The organism is Duganella sp. AC237 (assembly GCF_979254035.1).
Genome location: NZ_CEEDEW010000003.1, coordinates 4,384,979 through 4,404,404 on the forward strand (window position 1 = coordinate 4,384,979; position 19,426 = coordinate 4,404,404).

The window sequence follows — 19,426 nt, forward strand, 5'->3', positions numbered from 1 at the left end:
GGCGCGCAGAGTAGCATAGAAACCGCGATTTTTGAACCAATACATTGTCTAACGATCTAGTTAACATACATATGGGCAATATTTGAGCTACACTGGACCTGATTTCCATAGAGTAATTAACAGGCAGGCAACTATCATGGCGATATCAACGATCCACACGGCGGCCTCGGGGCTGCAGGCCAGCGCCGGCGCGCTGGCCAACAGCGCGCATTCGGTCGCCAACATGGGCACCGCCGGATTCCAGCCGGCGCGCGCCTCGTTCCAGGAAAGCTCGCCGGCCGGCGGCGGCGTCACGCTGTCGGTCGAGGGGCGGCAAATGCAGTCGTCGGAGGCCAGCGGCACCGACTACGCCGCCGAGGCCACCAACTCGCTGGTCTACAAGGCGCAATTCGACCTGTCGGCCAAAGTGATACAGGCCGCCGACCAAAACCTCGGCACGCTGATCGACATCAAAGCTTGACAGGGTCTGGCCGAATCGGCACATTGGGGACTTCCGAGAGGGAGACCATGACAAGAGAGCAGAAAACCCCGGCGCGGGCCGGATGAAAGATAGCGCCGCTATCGACGTCGAGCAGGTGCTGACATCGCTGCCGGACCGCATCAGCGGCATTCCGCGCCGCTGGTCCGCGCGCGCGCCCGACGCGCCGGCGCTGCACGACGGCCGGCGCCACTGGAGCTACGCGCAACTGGCGGCGGCGGTCGATCAAACTTCCGCGCTGCTGCGCCGCCTCGATGTGCGCGCCGGCGACCGCCTGATGGTGGTCGGCGAGAATTGCGTCGCACAAGTGGTGCTGACCTTCGCCGCCGCCGACATTGGCGCCTGGATCGTCCACGTCAACGGCCGCCTCTCCGCGCGCGAGGTCGACCAGATCCTCGACCACAGCGGCGCGCGGCGCGTGATCTACACCTCCATGCCAGCCTCCCCTGAAACCACGGCCCACGGCCGGCGCCACGGCGCCGAGCCGGCGCAGCCGCCCTTCGACGACGTCGCATGGATGATCGGGGCGCTGAACGCCGAATGCGCGCAGGAGGCGCCGCATGCCCCGCCCGAAAGCCAGGTGGCGGCGCTGATCTACACCACCGGCACCACCGGCAATCCCAAAGGCGTGATGCTCACGCACCGCAACCTCTTGTTCATCGCCGCCATTTCGAGTACGCTGCGCGGCCTGACGCCGGACGACCGCGCCTACGGAGTGCTGCCGATCACGCACGTCTACGGACTGGCCTCGGTCATGCTGGGCACCCTGTACGCGGGCGCCTGCCTGTATCTGTGCCCGCGCTTCACGCCCGACGCGCTGATCGCGGCGATCCGCGACGACCGCCTGACCATCCTGCAGGGCGTGCCGGCGATGTACGCGCGCCTGCTGGAAAAGCTCGGGACCGGCGAAGACGGCCAGCCGCGCCGGCTGGAAAACAGCCTGCGCTTCGCCTATGCCGGCGGCTCGCCGCTGTCGCCCAGCCTGAAAACGCAAGTCGAAACTTTACTAGGCGTCGCACTGCACAACGGCTACGGCATGACCGAGACCTCGCCGACGGTAAGCCAGACGCGCCTGGACGCGCCGCGCGGCGACGCCTCGGTCGGCATGGCGATTCCGGGCGTGGAGGTACGCGTGGTCGACCAGACCGGCGCCGATGTGGCGGCAGGCGCCGAGGGCGAACTGTGGGTGCGCGGCCCCAACATCATGCTGGGCTATTACCGCGAACCGGAAATGACGGCGGCGGCGATGCGGCCCGGCGGCTGGATCAACACCGGCGACATGGCGCGCCAGGAGGCGGATGGCGCGCTGTTCATCGTCGGCCGCACCAAGGAGCTGATCATCCGCTCCGGCTTCAACGTCTATCCGCTGGAAGTGGAGACGGTGCTCAACGCCCATCCTGCGGTGACGCAATCGGCGGTGGTGGGCCGCGATTCGAACGACGGCGACGGCAACGAGGAGGTGGTCGCCTTTGTCGAACTCGATCCACGGCATAGCGGTTCGACCGCGGAGTTGACCATGGAATTACAGCAGTACCTGGCGGGCCGGCTGTCGCCTTACAAATGCCCGTCGGAGATCATCGCGATGCAAACACTGCCAGCGGCAACGACCGGCAAGATCTTGAAAGGACGGCTGCGGCAACTGGCACAAAAATAACCCAAAAGGTGGAGACAGTCATGAAAAAAATAACGATGGCCGCGTCAATCGCGGTACTGATGACGGCAATGGTGGCAACCGGGTCCCCGGCGTACGCGGAGGAATTCATCGTCGGCGCGCAGCTGCCGCTGACCGGCACCCTGGCGCGGGTTGGCGCGGGCATGCAGGAAGGCGTGATGGTCGCCGCCGATGTCTTCAACAAGAGTAACGGCAAGCACAAGGTCAAGATCGTCACCATCGACGACGAATCGGCGCCGGCCAAGGCGGTGGCGGCGGTCGAGAAGCTGGCCAGCGATGGCGCGATCGCCATCACCGGCGGCTACGGCTCCAACAATATCTCCCCGGCCTCCGACGCGGCCAACAAACTGGGACTGCCCTATATCACCTCCGGTGGCGTCGACGATAGCCTGGTCAACAGCGGCCGCAAGAATTTTTTCCGTATTAATAACACCGCCGGCTACGAAAAAGCCGTCCTGGGCATCCTGGCCGACATGGGCGCCAAGAGCGTGTCCATCGTCTTCTCGACCAAGGAAGCCACTTCCGACCTGGCCAGCTCGGTGCAAAAGGCGCTGGCGGGGAAAGGTGTAAAAGCGACTTCGCATTCGTTCGACCCGGCCATCACCGACTTCAAGCCGATCGTCAACAAGATCCGATTGCAGGACAAGTCCGAAGTGATTTTGATGGTCGGCTACGAGAACGACTACGTCGGCATCCTGCGCGCGGCGCGCGTGCTCAAGCCGCCCGTCAACGCGCTGATCGGCGTGTGGTCGCTGGCGACGCCGAAGATGGCGGCCGAATTCCCCGACCTGATGCCCAATGTGTACGGCACTGCGCTGCTGCCCTTCCCCGCCACCTTCGACACGGCCGACGGCAAGGCTTTCGCCGCCGCCTACAAGGCGCTGTACAAGAAGGAGCCGGACTACCTCGGCCAGTTCGGCTACGTGCAATCGATGCTGCTGTTCGAGGCCATCGCGCGGGCCGCCGACAAGGGCACGGTCAAGAAAGGCGGCGTGGCCGAGGAACTGCGCAAGACCGACCGCGAAACGCTGATCGGCCGCGTGCAGTTCGGCGCCAACGGCGACAACCTGAACTTCGTCCACCGCATGGCCCAGCATCAGGGCAAGAACATCGTCATCGTCTGGCCGGCTGCCAACGCCACCGGCAAGATGATCTATCCGGGCAAGCCGTGGTAAGCCCGGACCGCGGCGCATGACCGACCTGATACTGCAAGCGCTGTATTCCGGCCTGCTCCAGGGAGGCTCGTATGCGCTGATCGCGCTGGGACTGGCGCTGGTGTTCGGCACCATGCGGGTGATTAACCTCGCCCACGGGGAGCTGGTGCTGCTGGCGGCCTACATCGCCTACGCGGTGGAATCCGGGCTGGGACTCAACCCCGCGTGGGCGATTCCGATCGCGGTGATCGTCGTCAGCCTGACGTCGGCCGGCGTGTACGGCATCGTCAGCCGCATCCGCAAGGACCGCGAAATCAATTCGCTGATCCTCACCTTCGGCATCGGCGTGATCATGACCAACCTGATCCTGCTGATCTGGAAGGCCGACGTGCGCTCGACCAGTTCCAGCTGGCTGCAGGAAGCCTTTGTCGTCGGGCCGCTGTACAGCATGCGCGGCGAGGCGGTGTTCTTCATCGTCAGCCTGCTGCTGATGGCCGGCTTGTGGTGGTGGCTGTCGCGCAGCTGGTATGGCCGCGCGCTGCGCGCCGTCTCGAGCAACCGCGAAGCTGCCAAGTTGATGGGCATTCCGCCGGCCCGCACGGAACTGGTGTCCTTCATCGTCGCCGGCATGCTGGCGGGATTCGCCGGCGTGGCGTTATATAGCTACGGCGTGATCCAGCCGGCGTACGGCGGCGCGCTGACCGTCAAGGCCTTCATCATCACCGTGCTGGCGGGCGTCGGTTCGATCCCCGGCGTGCTGCTCGGCGCCGTGCTGCTTGGCGTCGCCGAGGCGCTGACCGTCACGCTGGCCAGTTCCGCGCTGCAGGAGCTGGCCGGCATGATGCTGTTCCTGCTGGTGCTGTTCGTGATGCCGAATGGCCTGATGGGCGCCAGCCGGAGGCGCGGATGAGCGGCCGCTTCGCATCGGGAAGCGACTGGGCGCTGTTCATCGCGCTGCTGACGGTCGGCTACGTCGGCGTGCCGCTGATGCTCGGCGCGAACCAATACATTATGAGCCTGATCGTCGCGGCGCTGGTGATCGGCTGCGTGGCGCTATCGTGGGCCTTGCTGGGCAATCTGGGCGGCATGGTCAGCTTCGGCCACAGCGCCTTCTTCGGGGTCGGCGCCTATGTTTCGGCCATCGTCACGCTCAAGGCGGGGCTGCCGGTGCCGGCCGGGATGGCACTGGGCGGGGCCGGCGCGGTGGTCGCATCGCTGGCGATGCTGCCGGTGCTGCGCCTGCGCGGCCCCTACTTCGCGCTGGCGATACTGGCGTACGCGCACATCTTCCGCATCGTCGCCACCGAATGGACCTCGGTGACGGGCGGCGCCGCCGGCATCGGCAATATCCCGGTGCTGCCGGCGAACCTGTTCGGCATCGGCATGGGCGGCAAGACCGGCGCCTACCTGGTCATCCTCACCATCGTGCTGCTGTTCGCGCTGGCCTACCGCGCCATCCGCGCCAGCCACTACGGCCTCGCCCTGCGCGCCATGCACGACAGCGAAGACGCCACCCGCGTGGTCGGCGTCAACAGCACGCTGCTCAAAGGCGCGATGCTGATGGTGTCGGCCTTCATGGCCGGCGTGGCGGGCGCCTTCAACGCCCATTACCTGAATTTCCTCGAACCGGATTACGCGTTCAACGGCGTCTGGGTGACGCTGCCCATCGTCGCCGCCATCTTCGGCGGCTACCGCACCATCGGCGGACCGGTGATCGGCGCGCTGGTGGTCTATCTGCTCGATCAACTGGTGTTCAAGTCGCTGATCCCGACCGGACATCAACTGGTGCTGGGCGGCCTGCTCGTCGCCATGATCATCTTCAGTCCCACCGGTCTGCTGCCGCTGCTGCACATGCCAGCATCCAAGCCAGGAAGGAACGACCATGCTTGAACTGAACAACCTCTCGGTGCGCTTCGGCGGGCTGACAGCGGTCAACAACGTCACGCTCAACGTCGGCGCAGCAGATGTGGTCGGACTGGTCGGCCCCAACGGCGCCGGCAAGACCACGCTGTTCAACGCCATCTCGGGACTGGTGCGCACGACGGGCGGCAGCATTCGTTTCGATCGCCACGACGTTCTGCGCACGCCCATGTACCGGCGCGCGCGGCTCGGCATCGGCCGCACCTTCCAGGTGCCGCAGCCAATGCACGAACTGACGGTGCGCGAAAACCTGATCGTGGCCCAGCGCTTCGGCGCCGAGAAAATCGACACACGGCAAATCGACGAGATCCTGGAGTTCACCAGCCTGGCCGACAAGGCCGCCCGCGACGCCTCCACGGAGCTATCGCTGACCGAGTTGAAAGCGCTGGAAGTGGCGAAGGCGCTGGCCACATCGCCCAAGTTGCTGCTGCTCGACGAAGTGCTGGCCGGGCTGGAAACCACAGGCAAACGGCGCTTCATGGAGATGCTCAGGGAGATGCATACGCGTTTTGGCGTCGGCATCGTCATGATCGAGCACGATATCGAGACCATCAGCGCCTTGTGCCCGCGGGTGGTGGTGCTCAATTTCGGCCAGCTGATCGCCGATGGCACGCCGGACGCCGTGTTCCGCGATCCGGAGGTGATGCGCAGTTATACGGGGACCGTTGTGGGAGCCGGCAATGCTTGAGATGGACCGGGTGCGTGCCGGGCATGGCGCTATCAACGTGTTATGGGACGTGTCGATGCGGGCGCAGGCCGGCGAGCTGACGGCCATCATCGGACCGAATGGCGCGGGCAAGACCACGCTGCTGCGCACGATCATGGGATTGCTGCCGGTGAACGGCGGCGAGATCCGCCTCGATGGCAAGCGTTTGAACCGTACGCCGACCTGGCATATGGCCGGCCATGGGGTGGCGCTGATCACAGAGGATCGTTTGACCTTCCGCGACATGAGCGTGGAGGAAAATTTGATCATGGGAGCGTATCATCCGTCGCACCGCGCGCATGTCAAAACGCGTCTGGAGAAGTCGTACCTGATGTTTCCGCGCCTGCGGGAGCGGCGCGCACAGTTGGCCGGTTCGCTGTCGGGTGGCGAGGCGCAGATGCTGGCGATGGCGCGCGCGTTGATGTCCGAGCCGCGATTGTTGCTTGTCGACGAGCCGTCGCTGGGATTGGCCCCGGTGATCGTCAACGAGGTGTTCGAGACCCTCGAGCGGCTCAAGGCCGGCGGGCGAACCATTATCCTGGTTGAGCAGAACACGGAACGGGCGATTGGCATCGCCGATCATGTCTACCTGATGCAGAGCGGGAAAGTGGCGCTGTCGCAGCGGGCGGCCGAGGTCAGCCTCGATCGGGTGAACGAGCTGTATTTCGCGCGGTAGAAAAATCAGGACGATGCCTCATCTGGGAACCGTACGTATGCGGGCTGAAAAATCCTCGGCCTTGTCGGCGGCGCGCGCGCGTTCGGTGATATGGGCGCTGCGGCGCAGCGTCTCGAAATCCTGCCCGCCCTCCAACGCGCCGATATCGAACAGATACCGGTCCAGGTAACCCGACGCCAGCAAGCGCCAATCGAACGGCAGTCCCGGATCGATGCGGCGCGCCATCTCGAAAATGATGGTGGTGCAGTTGGCCGTCAACGTATTGTAGAAACGCGGCTCGCGTTTGAGCGCTGCGCCCTCCTCCAGATACGCCAGGAACAACGAGCGCATCGCTTCGGACGACATCTTCAAACGGTACAAATACATGTCCTCGCCGCGAGCGTTGGTGCGCACCCGCAGGATGTCACGTTCGTCGGCGGCGATCAGCACCGTCTCGAAACCCTTGAAAAACCCGGCGATGGCGTCGAAACTCTCGCCGCGCTGCTTGCGGATCTCGATCGAAAACGTCAGGTAGCGTCCATCGGCAAAGCCGAACGACACCAGCGTATGCGCGATCGCAGGTCCCATCCAGTAGGACATGGCGACATCGACCGAGCGCAGTTGCGCCAGATCGTAGCTGCGCGCTTCCCAACGCTGCGTATAGTCGGTATCGCTGCGCCAGTCGAAATTGCGCACCTGGTCCAGGGTGACCACGCTGCCCCGCACCTGGCCGGCGACCATGCGCGACACATCGTCGGCCCACACGCGGTTATGCGTCGGCTGCAAGGTGCTCCACCACGCCATCAGCGCAATCATCGCGGCCAGCCATGGCAGCGCCACGCGCGCGTCGCGCCGGCGCCACCACAGGACCAGCGTGACGATGGCGCCCACGCCCCACGCCACCACCGCCGGCAAGCGCAGCGCAGGCAGCTGAAACCACAGCGCCAGGCCACCCCACACCGCCAGCACCGACAGCACCACCGACGCCAGCGCGCGGGCCGCGATACGAAGATTATTTTTAGTCATGCCCAATTATATGGGCTGCCGCTTCAATCCTCGTGTTCGTCTTTGCCGCCGCCGCACCCGATCTGGACGCATATCAGTTTTACTGCAATACTCAAGACCATGCCGATGATTCCGATAAGCTCCAACATGGCGGTTCCGTAAATGAAGAAGAGACGCTTCACTTTAACGGCGCCGCCCCATTCGAGCCAATATCAAATACGGCGGCCATCTATCTCGAAACGGCATACACGGTGATATCGCTTAAACAGTTCAAATACTTCGTTGAAATCGTCGAGGCGGGCAGCTATTCGCGCGCCGCCGAAAAACTGTACGTGGCCCAATCGGCGCTGAGCCGCCAGATCAAGGAACTGGAAGACGAGCTGCAAACGCAGCTGCTGACGCGCGACTCGCGCCATATCGAGCTCACGCCCGCCGGCCAGCTGTTCTTCGAACGCGGCAAGCGCATTCTCGACGACATCGACGACACGGTGGTGCAAGCGCGCCAGGTCGGACTCGGCGCGCGCGGCGTGATCCGGCTCCAGCATTCGAGCTCGGTGATCCTGACGCCCACCCTGACCGGCGCCATCGCCCAGCTGCTCGACCAGTTCCCCGGCGTGACATTGGAGGTGTCGATGGCGCCGTCGGAAAACCAGACGCTCGATATCGAGGAAGGCCGCGCCGACATCGGCCTGATCCGCCTGCCGACGCTGCGCAAATATCCGCACATCCACGTGCGCGAGTTGTCGACCGAGCGGCTGATGGTGGCGGTGTCGCAGAACTCGCCGCTGGCCGCGCTCGACAACGTCGAACTGGCCGACCTGAGCAAGGAGAAGTTCATCTCGATCCCGCACAAGGACCGGGGCGGCCTGAGCTACCTGGTCGCCAACCTGTGCCTGGAACAGGGTTTCTTTCCGATACCGGCCCGGGCACTGTCGCGTAAATCGTCGCAGCTGAGCCTTATCGCGGCCGATCTGGGCATTGCTATCGTTCCTGAGTGCATGCAACTGATGGCGCCGGCGGGCGTGCGTTTCGTGCCACTGGCAAGCGGCAAATTGATGTCGTCCGTCGGCCTGGTCTGCCTGCGCGAGGCCGACCCGCTGGTGGCCGGCTTCGCCGACGCCTTCCTCGCTTTCCTGAAGTCCGACAGTTGTAAGGATTTGTGAAGCGGGCGACCGCCGACGCCGGTGTATGGCACACTGGCATCATGTCAATAGTAAATGAGGGACAGCATGAGCACCGGGCCGGACGATAAGGACATCATAGACGTACCGCCAGAAGACGTGCACGTGCAGGAAACGCCCCACCGCCGCGCCAGCGACCACGAGCGCCGCTCGGCGCGTCCCGAGGTGGGCACGCCCCGCTATCTCGATCCGGGCGACAACGTCTTCAGCCTGTGGGGCCGGGTCATCATGGCGCGCTACCGCAGGGTTGCCGCCTCGGTCACGCGGCACATTATTCAGCGGCCGCTGCACATTGGCGTGTCGGCGCGGATTTTCCATCCGGAAGCAGGTGCGACCGGTTTGCGCAGCAAGAACCTGCAGTATCTGGAGGAATCCATTGCGCAATGGGTCATGTCGCGCGACGTGCTGGTGTTTATGATCCCGACTGTCAACACCGACGGGTTGCTGCACCCTTCCAATATCCGCCTGCGCGACTACGCACGCCACCTCGACGGCCTGGTGCTGCAGGGCGGCGCCGATGTTTCGCCGCAGAGCTACTCGGAAACACCGACCCGGCCCGAATGGGGCGGCGACCGCGCGCGCGATATGTACGAGCTGGAACTGCTGCACGAATTCGTCGAGGCCGGCAAGCCGGTGCTGGGGATTTGCCGCGGGTGCCAGCTGATCAATGTGGCGTTCGGCGGGACGTTGTACCAGGATATCGCGTCGGACGTGCCCGATTCGCTGGCGCACGTGAATGACGAGTATGACCGCAACCGGCACGAGATCAGCTTCCCGGCGGGGTCGTCGTTGAGCAAGCTGTTCAAGGGACGTCCGACGGGGTTGGTCAATTCGATTCACCATCAGGCCGTTAAGACCTTGGGCCGCGATATGGTGGTGGAGGCGTTGTCGGTGCCCGATAATATGGTGGAGGCGATCAGGTATCGCAAGGCGCCGTTTGTGATGGGATTGCAGTGGCACCCGGAGTTTCACAGCGCGGGTGGTGTGGAGCTGCTCGATTGCACCGGGATTTTGGATAACTTCCTGCGCGTGGCGCGGGAGACGCGGTTTTAGACGTGCGCCGCTGGCGGATCGTGGCGGTACGCTACGCTAATCCGCCCTACGTGGTTCAGAATTCATCATCGTCTGCTCGACAACGGCGACACGTAGGGCGGATTAGGCGGCACGCCGTAATCCGCCATGGTCCGCCAACACCGCTAATTACCGGCCTCGGAACCGGTGAATCGCCGCGTCGACCATGCCCTCGGCGCTACCACTCCGATCGAACTGCTGCCGCAGATAATGCGCGTCGCTGCCCTCGTGCGTGACCTGCATCAGATGCTGCAAACCAGCGGTGGCGCCAAGCTTGGCGCCATACGGCTCCATCTTGCGCAGCGTCGTCAAAATATCCTCGCGCAGCGACAGGCTGTCATAACTCTTCGGATGCACCAGCGTGCCATCCAGCCCGAAACGGCAAGCCTGGAAGCGGTTGTAGTTATATACCAGATAGTCATCCTCGGCCGGCGCCTCTTCCCGGCGCTCCAGCAGATAGCTGCACAGCGATTGCAGATACACCGCCAGCGCCGCCGCCCGCTCCACCGTCAGCGGCGTGTCGCACACCCGCAGCTCGATGGTGCCGAATTCCGGCTTGGGACGAATGTCCCAGTAAAAGTCCTTCATGCTCTTGATCACGCCAGTGTGTTCCATCTTGGCGAAGTATTCATTCTCGAAGGTCGCCCAGTTCTGCACGAACGGCGCGCGTCCGCTCATCGGAAACGCAAACACCGAATTCAGACGCGCGGAATTGAACAAGGTATCGTTCCCCTGCACGTACGGCGACGATGACGACAACGCGATGAAGTGCGGCACGTAGCGGCTGAGCGAATGCAGCAGGAACAGCGCGTCGTCGCCGTTGGCGCAGCCGATGTGCACGTGCTGGCCGAAAATCGTAAACTGCTTGGCCAGGTAGCCGTACAGCTCCGATACTTCCTTGAAGCGCGGTTTGGAAAAGATTTTCCGGTCCGACCATTTCTGGAACGGGTGCGTGCCGCCGCCGCAGATGCCGATGTTCAGCTGTTCGCCAGCGGTGACCAGGGTGTCGCGGATCAGCTGCAACTGCGCCACCAGTTCGGTGTGATTGGTGTGCACGTCGCTGTTAATCTCGATCATGCTCTCGGTGATCTCCGGCGTGACGTTGCCGGGGAACGGCTTGCGTCCCAACAGGTGCAGCAGGTCAGGGCTGGACGCCGTCAAGTCGTAGTCCGAAAGGCTGATCAACTGGAGCTCGAGCTCCACGCCCATCGTCAGCGGTTCCGATGTGTTGAATGGTTCTAATGGCATTTACTTTTCCTCCTTGACCTGGGTTTCGTTGGCCCAGATCAGCGCGCGTTGCGTGACGATCGGTCCGACCACTTCCAGCAGCAGCGTCATCGCCGCCAGCGCCGCCAGTTCGTCGACCAGCACGATCCCCATGTATTTAGTTTGTTCGAGCAGCAGCGTGACGAAGACCGACATCGGCGCCAGCGCGACGCCGGTCAGCACGCCCTTGCGCCACGAGATGCCGCCAACCTTGGCGAACGCCGCCACGCTGGCCGTCTTGACCAGGAAGCGCGCCAGCAGCAGCACGATGCCGAGGCCCGCGCCGTCGACCACGCGCTCCCACTCCAGGGTGGAGACGGCAAACACGAACAGCAGCACCGTCAGGAGTTCGCCGATGCCGCCGAAATTGCGCTCGGTGCGGCTGAAGGCGACGCGGCTATGGCGCGCGGCCAGGCCGAAGGTCAACGTGGCGAGAACCGGCGAGACATCGAAGGCGCCGGCGGCGGCGACCAGCAGCACCACGCCAAGCGCGAAGGCGACGGTGCCGTCCTGCGCCAGCGCGCCGAGGCGGCGCAGCAAGGCCGGGACCATAAAGCCCATCACCGCGCCCATGACCGCCGATACCACCAGCTCGATCAAGCTGTGCGAAATCGCCTGCGGCAGGCTGCCGGAGGTCTGGAACACCCAGAAGCCCACCACCACCTTGAAGACGAATACCGCCAGTACGCAGTTGATCGCAACCAGGTGGAGCACGCGCTCGGTGACCTGGCCAGAGCTGTTCTGCTCATTGATCACGCGCAGCACGCCGGCCGGCGATGTGGACATGGCCAGCGACGCGAGCAAGAGCGACGTCAGCGACGGCATGCCGGTCAGATAAGCGATGAAATAGACGACGCCGAAAGTGGCCGCCGATTCCGCCAGGCCGCTGACAGCGATCCAGGGATTAATCCTGAGCCAGCGCAGATTGATGCGGTAACCGAATTCAAACAGTATGAGTCCGAAAGCCAGATTGGCCAGGGTGGTGACGGTGCTCGACGCACCGCTGCTGAGCGCTGCGGGGAAGGCCTGCGCGAGTAAAAATCCGACGATGCCGTAGACGCTGATGCGTGGCAGCTTGGTCCAGCGATGCAGGAACTCTCCCGACAGCCAAGCCAGCGCGATCGCGAACGGCCAGCCCAAATCGGCCATGATGACCTGAATATCCGGCATGTACTTCTCCTCTGTAAACCATACTTCGATTATTATGGCCGATAAACCGGACCACGACTGTTCGCTAGGGAACATAGGAAAAACACATGCTTGAACTAATCAGTGAACACGCCTGCTTCGGCGGCACCCAGCGTTTCTACCGCCACGACTCGCGCGAAATCGGCTTGCCGATGCGCTTTTCGGTCTTCATTCCAGAACGCCAGGAAGGCGATCAAACCCGCATGTCGGCGCTGTTCTACCTCGCGGGACTGACCTGCAACGAAGAGACCTTCATGATCAAGGCCGGCGCGCAGCGCGCGGCGGCGCAGGCGGGGCTGATCCTCATCGCGCCCGACACCAGCCCGCGCGGCGCGGGTATCGACGGTGAAGCGGACAGCTGGGATTTCGGCGTCGGCGCCGGCTTCTACCTGGATGCGACGCAAGAGCCGTGGGCGCGGCACTACCGGATGTACAGCTACATCCACGAGCTGCGCGAACTGGTGGTCAAAGAGCTGCCGGTCGACGGCGCGCGCCTCGGCATCTTCGGCCATTCGATGGGTGGACATGGCGCGCTGACGATGGCGCTCAAACGGCCGGACGTCTTCCGCTCGGTGTCCGCGTTCGCGCCGATCGCCGCGCCATCGAAGTGCCCTTGGGGCCACAAGGCGTTCAGCGGCTACCTCGGCGACGATACCGCCGCATGGGCGCAGTACGACGCCAGTTTATTGATGGCCGGCCTGAAGACGCCCTTCCCGGCCGGCATCCTGATCGACCAGGGACTGGGCGACAAATTCCTGGCCGAGCAGCTGTATCCGGAGGCGTTCGAGGAAGCCTGCCGCAGCGCGGCGCAGCCGCTGGAACTGCGGCGGCACGCGCGGTACGACCATGGCTACTACTTCATCTCGACGTTCATGGAAGACCACATCCGCTTCCACGCGCGCAATCTCGCTACAGTTTGATTTCCGTTCCCAGCACGCGCAGGAACTGGCCGAGCCACGCGGGGTGCGCCGGCCACGCGGGGGCGGTGACGAAATTACCGTCGGTGACCGCCTGGTCGACCGCGATGTCGGCGTACTCGCCGCCGGCCAGTTTGACTTCCGGCGAGCAGGCCGGATAGCACGAGATCTTCTTGCCGCGTATGACCTCCGCCGCCGCCAGCAACTGCGCGCCGTGGCACACCGCCGCTATCGGCTTCGACGCGGCCGCAAACTCCTGGACGATGGCGATCACGCGCGGATTAAGGCGCAGGTATTCCGGCGCGCGGCCGCCGGCGATCATCAGCGCGTCGTAGTTGGCGACGTCGACGTCGTCGAAGCTGGCGTTGAGCGCGAACAGGTGGCCCGGCTTTTCGGTGTAGGTCTGGTCGCCTTCGAAATCGTGAATCGCGGTCTTGATGGTGTCGCCGGACTTCTTGCCGGGACAGACCGCGTGCACCGTGTGCCCAACCATCTGCAGCGCCTGGAACGGCACCATGGTCTCGTAGTCTTCCGCAAAATCGCCAGTCAGAAACAGAATTTTCTTAGCTGCCACGGTATGTCCTTTCGAGAGCGGGTTATAAAGAGGGTCGTAAAAACAAAGGGCCGCGACGTCACCGTCACGGCCCTTCGATACTACCCTGATTTGTTGGCGGACGCTTAGGCTGCGGCGCCGGCGGCCTTGGCGATCACCGTGCGGATGGTGCCCGCCAGATCCTCGGCCGAGAACTTGGCCACATACGCATCGGCGCCCACGCCCTTGACGTGATCTTCGTTGGTCTTGCCCGACAACGAGGAGTGGATCACCACCGGAATCTTGGAGAAGCGCGCGTCCTGCTTGATCAGGCGCGTGAGCGTGAAGCCGTCCATTTCCGGCATCTCCAGATCGGTCAGCACCATCGCCACGCGGTCGGTGATGGCCACGCCTTCGGCCTTGGCGCCATCGGCGATGTGCTGCAGGCGCTCCCACGCCTCCTTGCCCGACTTGGTCATGATGAAGTGGACGCCCATCGCATCCAGCCCTTTTTCGATCAGGTTGCGCGCGACCACCGAGTCGTCGGCCGCCAGGATCACGGCGCCCGGTTTCAACAGCACTTTCGGGCCGATGGTTTCCGGGTCGACGTCCTTGCCTTCCGGCGGCACCAGCTCGCGCAAAATGGTTTCGACGTCGAGCACCTGCGCCAGGCGGGTGTTCTGCACGTCGCCGTCGACGCGCGCGATACTGGTGACTTTGCCGCCGGCCGTGCCTTCGGCGGTCAGCACCTGGCTCCAGTCCAGACGCACGATTTCATCGACCGATTCGACCGCGAACGCCTGCGTGGTGCGCGCGAATTCGGTGACCAACATAATATTCAGACCGGTTTTTGGGGTCACACCCACGATGCCCGGCAAATCGAGCACCGTAATGATTTGACCGCGCAGATTGACGACGCCCAGCATATGTGGCGGGGATCCGGCCACTGCGGTGACTTCCGGCATCGCGACGATCTCGCGGATTTTGAAGACATTAATACCAAACAACTCGGAGTGTTGGCCGTTGGCGTCGCCGCCCAAACGGAACAGCAGCAGTTCGAACTTGTTGGAATTTGTTAAATTACTGCGCTCATCCACTTCCTGCTGAACTGATTTCATAAATTGGTCTCCACTAGGGTCCGCTGATAGGAAATGGCCCACGGCGGGCTTGGCTTCCATTGCTATCCAAGTATAGCGGGAGCAACACGCCCGCGTCACATTTTGGACCACAAGATATTGATTTAAAGCACGATTTACAACGGTTGGTGGTCGCCGGGAGGTAAAACATTGGCATAAAAAAAGAAACCTCAAGGGTTTCTTTTTGGTAGCCGAACATGGCAGCGTGTTTCAGCTTGAAGAATTCTGGAGCGGGAGAAGAGTCTCGAACTCTCGACCTCAACCTTGGCAAGGTTGCGCTCTACCAACTGAGCTACTCCCGCGTGGAGAGGCCAGATTATGACAGAAAGATCCCCGCTTGACCAGTGCTCGCCGCCAACTTTTTACCGGACCGGCGATAGTGTAAGCTTGATAGCGATTTGCAATGGAAAAGGATGGGAATGGATTCAATCGAAGTGGTGTTGGCGATGTTGTTGGCGGTCGTGGCCAGCGCCTATATTAAGCGGCTGCTGCCGCCGGCGATACCGCTGCCATTGGTGCAGATCGCGCTGGGCGCGCTGATCGCCGCCAAGTCGTCGCACGGCGTGGACCTGGAACCGGAGCTGTTCTTCCTCGCCTTCCTGCCGCCGCTGCTGTTCCTCGACGGCTGGCGCATTCCCAAAAGCGGCCTGCTGCGCGACAAGGGCACCATCCTGGAACTGGCCCTGGGCCTGGTGATCTTCACCGTCGTCGGCGCCGGCTTCCTGATCCACTGGCTGATCCCGGCCATGCCGCTGCCGGTCGCCTTCGCGCTGGCGGCCATCATCTCGCCGACCGATCCCATCGCCGTCAGCTCGATCGCCTCCAACACGCCCATCCCCAAGCGCCTGATGCACATCCTGGAGGGCGAATCGCTGCTCAACGACGCCAGTGGCCTGGTGTGCTTCCGCTTTGCCGTCGCCGCCGCGATGACCGGCAGCTTCTCGGTCGGCACGGCCGCCATCACCTTTGTCTGGCTGGTGGTGGCCGGCATCGGCGCCGGCGTCGGCGTGACCCTGGCCGTGACGTGGGCGCAGCGCTGGCTGTCGCGCCGTTTCGGCGAACCGGTCGGCTCGCCGATCCTGGTCAACCTGCTGCTGCCGTTCGGCGCCTATCTGGTGGCAGAGCGCCTGCATGGCTCGGGCATCCTGGCCGCCGTCGCCGCCGGCGTGACAATGAGCTACGTGGAGTTAAGTGGCCATGCGCTGGCCAATACCCGCATCCAGCGCTCCGCCGTGTGGGACACGGTGCAGTTCGCGCTCAACGGCGTGATGTTCGTGCTGCTCGGCGAGCAGCTGCCGGACATCTTCCGCGGCGCCAGCCTGTCGATCATGGAAAGCGGCCATCTGAACCCATGGTGGCTGCTGGTCTACGCCTTCGCCATCACCGCCGGCCTGCTGGTGCTGCGCATGGCGTGGGTGTGGGCGTCGCTGCGGCTGACCATCTTCAAGCAGAAAATCCGCCACGAGGAGCGCCAGAAGATCAATCCGCGCCTGCTGCTGGCGACCACGCTGGCCGGCGCGCGCGGCACAATCACCCTGGCCGGCGTGCTGACCTTGCCGCTGGCGTTGCCCAGCGGCGCCCCCTTCCCGGCGCGCGCGCTGGTCATTTTCCTGGCCTGCTCGGTGATCCTGATTTCGCTGCTGACCGCCAGCATCGCCCTGCCCCGCCTGTTGGCCGGCATGACCTTCCCGGCCGAGCCGGAGGAGCAGCAGGAGGAAGACCTGGCGCGCCGCGAAGCGGCCAATGCGGCCATCAGGGCGATCGAGAAGACGCAGGTCTCGCTGATGGAGGCGGAAACCTGCATCGACCCGGAGGTCTACCCGCAGGCGGCGGCGCGCGTGATCGCGTTCTACGAGCATCGGCTCAATGAGGTCGACCGGGATGACGACTCGGAGTGGCGCAAGACCGACCATGCCGAGAACGAGCTGCGGCTGGCGGCGCTGGCGGCCGAACGGCGCGCGGTTTTCGACCTGGCCCGCACCGACCGCATTTCCGATGCGATCTCGCGCAAGCTGGTACGCGAGATCGACTTGATGGAAACGCGGTACCGCTAAGACCCGCCATGCGACCCACACGCACACAAACCATCATCGCGGTCGCCTGGGTGCTGTTCTGGCTCCTGATGACCACCACCGCCGTGCAGGAATACCTGCGCGAGAATGATCACGGCGTGTGGAAACCGATATTGTGGGAAACCTCGTCGGCCTTCACCGGCACGGTGCTGATCATCCTCCAGCGCTACTTCACACGCCGCCATGACCACCTGATCTCATCCCCCCTGCGCTGGTTCTTCCGCCAGCTTGCGTGGCTGCCGGTGTACTGGGTGGCCTTCGTGCCGATCGCCTTCGGCATCCGGCACGTGGTCTACCGCCTGGCCGGCGAAACGTACACACACCACGCGTGGCCGCAGGTGTATCTCTATGAGGATGTGAAGATGACGGTGTTCTTCTTTATCTTCGCCACCATCACATTCGGCGTGCTGTCGTATCACGCCATGCTGAACGAAAAACTGCGGGTCGAGCGTGTCAACGCTTCGCTGCGCGAGGCCCAGCTGCTTCGCCTGACGCAGCAACTGCAGCCGCACTTCCTCTTCAATGCCCTCAACACCATCTCGTCGCTGATGCACAGCGACGTGGCGCGGGCCGACGCGATGCTGATCCAATTGGCCGACGTGCTGCGCGCCACGCTCGATGTGGGCGAGCAGCACGAGGTGCCGCTGGAACTGGAGCTGCGCCTGCTGCGCGGCTACGCCTCGCTGATGACCGAGCGTTTTGCGGACCGCGTGCACATCGCCTGGCACATCGACGACTCGCTGCTGGCCTGCCCGGTCCCGGTCATGAGCATGCAGCCGCTGTTGGAAAACATCTTCAAGCATACCGTCGAACGGCGCCGTCAGCAAACCGCGATCGGCATCGCCGTCAGCCGCGAGCAGGATGTCATCGTGGTGCGGCTGGAGGACGACGCCGGCGTGCTGTCCGCGGCCGACGTGACTATCGAACGCGGATCCGGCATCGGCGTGCGCAATCTGCGCGAACGCCTGGCGGGATTGTATGGCGAGCGCGCATCGTTCAACCTGATACAGCTCGCGCCGGCCGGCGTGCGGGCGGAAATGCGATTGCCATGCGTCTGCTGATCGTCGACGACGAACGTCCCGCGCGCGACAAGCTGCGCCGCATGCTGGCGCTGGAGCCGGACATCGGCGCCATCGAAGAGGCGCGCGACGGCATCGAAGCGCTGGAGATGCTGCAGGCATTCGCCCCGGACGTGCTGCTGCTCGATATTCAGATGCCGGAGATCAGCGGACTCGATGTCGCCGCCTCGCTGCCGTCGCCGGCGCCGCTGGTGGTCTTCGTCACCGCCTACGACGACTACGCGATCCGCGCCTTCGACGCCAACGCCATCGACTACCTGCTCAAACCCTATGACCAACAGCGCTTGCAGCGGGCGTTGCGACGGGTGCGCGAGCGGCTGGGCGTCACGGTGCCGGCAACGCCGACGTTGGCGACAGCGCCCTCGCCGCAGCCGCTGCCGGCCATCACCCAGTTGCTGGTGCCGGAGCGGGGCGGCACGCGCATCGTGAAGGTCGAACAAATCCAGTGGATCGAGACGGCCGATAACTACGTCGTCTTGCACACGGCCGACGGCGATCCGCTGATGCGGCAAACGCTGGCCAGACTGATTGAAAAACTCGGCCCGCGCTTCCTGCGCTGCCACCGCCGCGCGGCGGTGCGACTGGACTGGATCAGCAGCGTCCAAGCGCTGGACAAAGGCGACTGCGAACTGGTACTGCGCAGCGGCGCCCGCGTCCCCTGCTCGCGCCAATACCGCGCCGAACTGATGGAGCGCCTGCAAATGGGCGGCATCCGTTAGACCACCCAGTCGTGCGCCTGAACGGCCCTCATCCTGCTAGCCTTGAACGGCCACCATCAACGATCAGGAGCGCCGTCATGCAAAGTCTTCAGAAGATCACCCCATGCCTCTGGTTCAACGATCGGGCCGAGGAAGCGGCCGAGTACTACACCAGCATCTTCCGCAACGCCAAACTGTGCGAAATCTCGCGCTACCCCGAGGTCGGCAAGGAACACCACGGCCACGAAGCGGGCTCCGTCATGACCGTGGCGGTGGAACTGGACGGCCAGCGCTTCACCTTGATGAACGGCGGCCCGCAGTTCCAGTTTTCCCCTGCGGTATCGTTCCAGATCAATTGCGAAAGCCAGGATGAGATCGACTACTTCTGGGACAGGCTCTCTGAAGGCGGCGCGACCGAGGCCCAGGCCTGCGGCTGGCTGGCGGACAAATTCGGCGTGTCGTGGCAAGTCGTGCCGACGATACTGACCTCCATGGTCATTGACCCGGACCCGGAAAAATGCAACCGCGTCATGACCGCGCTGCTGCAAATGAAAAAGCTCGATATCGCCGGCCTGAAGAAGGCCTACGCGGGTCCCTAAACCAACGCCGGCCGGCTCGCCCCAACGGCATCCCGCTTCGCCCCATCGCGCTGGACGCGCACGGGGCGCATTACCTAGACTGGCTCCATCGCACCCT

The 19,426-nt window shown here is 63.8% G+C and carries 19 protein-coding genes and 1 tRNA gene; 14 read left to right on the top strand and 6 right to left on the bottom strand.

Annotated elements, in window-relative coordinates; translation table 11 throughout:
• The first annotated feature begins 136 nt into the window (after positions 1-136).
• The 7 genes from AC0IYS_RS19455 (at position 137) to AC0IYS_RS19485 (ending at position 6,606) form a co-directional block, all read left to right on the top strand.
• Positions 137-460 carry a flagellar basal body rod C-terminal domain-containing protein gene (locus AC0IYS_RS19455; RefSeq protein ID WP_471706721.1) on the top strand — a complete coding sequence of 108 codons (324 nt, stop codon included), beginning with the start codon at positions 137-139 and terminating at the stop codon, positions 458-460.
• Between the two features lie 82 nt (positions 461-542).
• The gene (locus AC0IYS_RS19460) at positions 543-2,132 is read left to right on the top strand and encodes a class I adenylate-forming enzyme family protein (RefSeq protein WP_471706722.1); all 1,590 of its coding nucleotides are present in this window, start codon (positions 543-545) and stop codon (positions 2,130-2,132) included.
• A gap of 20 nt (positions 2,133-2,152) precedes the next feature.
• Complete coding sequence (locus tag AC0IYS_RS19465; RefSeq protein ID WP_471706723.1) at positions 2,153-3,325, top strand: ABC transporter substrate-binding protein; 1,173 nt, start codon at positions 2,153-2,155, stop codon at positions 3,323-3,325.
• A 16-nt stretch (positions 3,326-3,341) separates the two neighbouring features.
• The gene (locus AC0IYS_RS19470) at positions 3,342-4,214 is read left to right on the top strand and encodes a branched-chain amino acid ABC transporter permease (RefSeq protein WP_471706724.1); all 873 of its coding nucleotides are present in this window, start codon (positions 3,342-3,344) and stop codon (positions 4,212-4,214) included.
• Complete coding sequence (locus AC0IYS_RS19475; protein WP_471706725.1) at positions 4,211-5,194, top strand: branched-chain amino acid ABC transporter permease; 984 nt, start codon at positions 4,211-4,213, stop codon at positions 5,192-5,194. Before AC0IYS_RS19470 ends, AC0IYS_RS19475 begins: the two co-directional genes overlap by 4 nt.
• Positions 5,187-5,912: an ABC transporter ATP-binding protein gene (locus AC0IYS_RS19480; protein WP_471706726.1), complete on the top strand. Its 726-nt coding sequence runs from the start codon at positions 5,187-5,189 to the stop codon at positions 5,910-5,912. Before AC0IYS_RS19475 ends, AC0IYS_RS19480 begins: the two co-directional genes overlap by 8 nt.
• A complete protein-coding gene (locus AC0IYS_RS19485; protein WP_471706727.1) occupies positions 5,905-6,606 on the top strand; it encodes an ABC transporter ATP-binding protein in 702 nt (233 codons plus the stop codon). Before AC0IYS_RS19480 ends, AC0IYS_RS19485 begins: the two co-directional genes overlap by 8 nt.
• An 18-nt stretch (positions 6,607-6,624) precedes the next feature.
• On the opposite strand, the gene AC0IYS_RS19490 is transcribed toward AC0IYS_RS19485, so the two are convergent.
• Entirely contained in the window at positions 6,625-7,611 is a 987-nt protein-coding gene (locus AC0IYS_RS19490) for an Lnb N-terminal periplasmic domain-containing protein (protein WP_471706728.1), read from the bottom strand.
• 230 nt (positions 7,612-7,841) lie between these two features.
• On the opposite strand from AC0IYS_RS19490, the gene AC0IYS_RS19495 reads away from it, so the two are divergent.
• Together AC0IYS_RS19495 and AC0IYS_RS19500 are read left to right on the top strand one after the other, a co-directional pair.
• Positions 7,842-8,753 carry a LysR family transcriptional regulator gene (locus AC0IYS_RS19495; RefSeq protein WP_471706729.1) on the top strand — a complete coding sequence of 304 codons (912 nt, stop codon included), beginning with the start codon at positions 7,842-7,844 and terminating at the stop codon, positions 8,751-8,753.
• A 66-nt stretch (positions 8,754-8,819) separates the two neighbouring features.
• Positions 8,820-9,824 (top strand): gamma-glutamyl-gamma-aminobutyrate hydrolase family protein, encoded by a 1,005-nt coding sequence (locus tag AC0IYS_RS19500; protein ID WP_471706730.1) that lies wholly within the window; start codon positions 8,820-8,822, stop codon positions 9,822-9,824.
• A gap of 147 nt (positions 9,825-9,971) precedes the next feature.
• Here the strand turns inward: AC0IYS_RS19500 and AC0IYS_RS19505 are convergent, their stop codons facing one another.
• Both AC0IYS_RS19505 and AC0IYS_RS19510 read right to left on the bottom strand, forming a co-directional pair.
• Positions 9,972-11,090, bottom strand: coding sequence for a YbdK family carboxylate-amine ligase (locus AC0IYS_RS19505; protein WP_471706731.1), 1,119 nt, complete (start codon positions 11,088-11,090; stop codon positions 9,972-9,974).
• Positions 11,091-12,278: a cation:proton antiporter gene (locus AC0IYS_RS19510; RefSeq protein ID WP_471706732.1), complete on the bottom strand. Its 1,188-nt coding sequence runs from the start codon at positions 12,276-12,278 to the stop codon at positions 11,091-11,093.
• A gap of 86 nt (positions 12,279-12,364) precedes the next feature.
• Here AC0IYS_RS19510 and fghA point away from each other — a divergent pair, with 86 nt between their 5' ends.
• Positions 12,365-13,216 carry an S-formylglutathione hydrolase gene (fghA, locus tag AC0IYS_RS19515; protein WP_471706733.1) on the top strand — a complete coding sequence of 284 codons (852 nt, stop codon included), beginning with the start codon at positions 12,365-12,367 and terminating at the stop codon, positions 13,214-13,216.
• Here fghA and AC0IYS_RS19520 read toward each other — a convergent pair.
• The 3 genes from AC0IYS_RS19520 to AC0IYS_RS19530 form a co-directional block, all read right to left on the bottom strand.
• Positions 13,206-13,787 carry a DJ-1/PfpI family protein gene (locus AC0IYS_RS19520; protein ID WP_471706734.1) on the bottom strand — a complete coding sequence of 194 codons (582 nt, stop codon included), beginning with the start codon at positions 13,785-13,787 and terminating at the stop codon, positions 13,206-13,208. The two genes, fghA and AC0IYS_RS19520, sit on opposite strands and share 11 nt — an antisense overlap.
• A 104-nt stretch (positions 13,788-13,891) precedes the next feature.
• On the bottom strand, positions 13,892-14,863 hold the full coding sequence (locus AC0IYS_RS19525; protein WP_090314093.1) for a chemotaxis protein: 972 nt from the start codon (positions 14,861-14,863) through the stop codon (positions 13,892-13,894).
• A gap of 244 nt (positions 14,864-15,107) precedes the next feature.
• Positions 15,108-15,183, bottom strand: a tRNA-Gly gene (locus AC0IYS_RS19530).
• Positions 15,184-15,300: 117 nt separating this feature from the next.
• Between AC0IYS_RS19530 and AC0IYS_RS19535 the strand changes: the two genes are divergently transcribed.
• The 4 genes from AC0IYS_RS19535 (at position 15,301) to AC0IYS_RS19550 (ending at position 19,329) form a co-directional block, all read left to right on the top strand.
• Positions 15,301-16,935: a Na+/H+ antiporter gene (locus tag AC0IYS_RS19535; RefSeq protein WP_471706735.1), complete on the top strand. Its 1,635-nt coding sequence runs from the start codon at positions 15,301-15,303 to the stop codon at positions 16,933-16,935.
• Positions 16,936-16,943: 8 nt separating this feature from the next.
• A complete protein-coding gene (locus AC0IYS_RS19540; RefSeq protein WP_471706736.1) occupies positions 16,944-18,014 on the top strand; it encodes a sensor histidine kinase in 1,071 nt (356 codons plus the stop codon).
• Positions 18,002-18,751: a LytR/AlgR family response regulator transcription factor gene (locus AC0IYS_RS19545; protein WP_471706737.1), complete on the top strand. Its 750-nt coding sequence runs from the start codon at positions 18,002-18,004 to the stop codon at positions 18,749-18,751. The genes AC0IYS_RS19540 and AC0IYS_RS19545 overlap by 13 nt, the downstream gene beginning before the upstream one ends.
• A gap of 77 nt (positions 18,752-18,828) precedes the next feature.
• Complete coding sequence (locus tag AC0IYS_RS19550; RefSeq protein ID WP_471706738.1) at positions 18,829-19,329, top strand: VOC family protein; 501 nt, start codon at positions 18,829-18,831, stop codon at positions 19,327-19,329.
• The last annotated feature ends 97 nt before the right edge of the window (positions 19,330-19,426 follow it).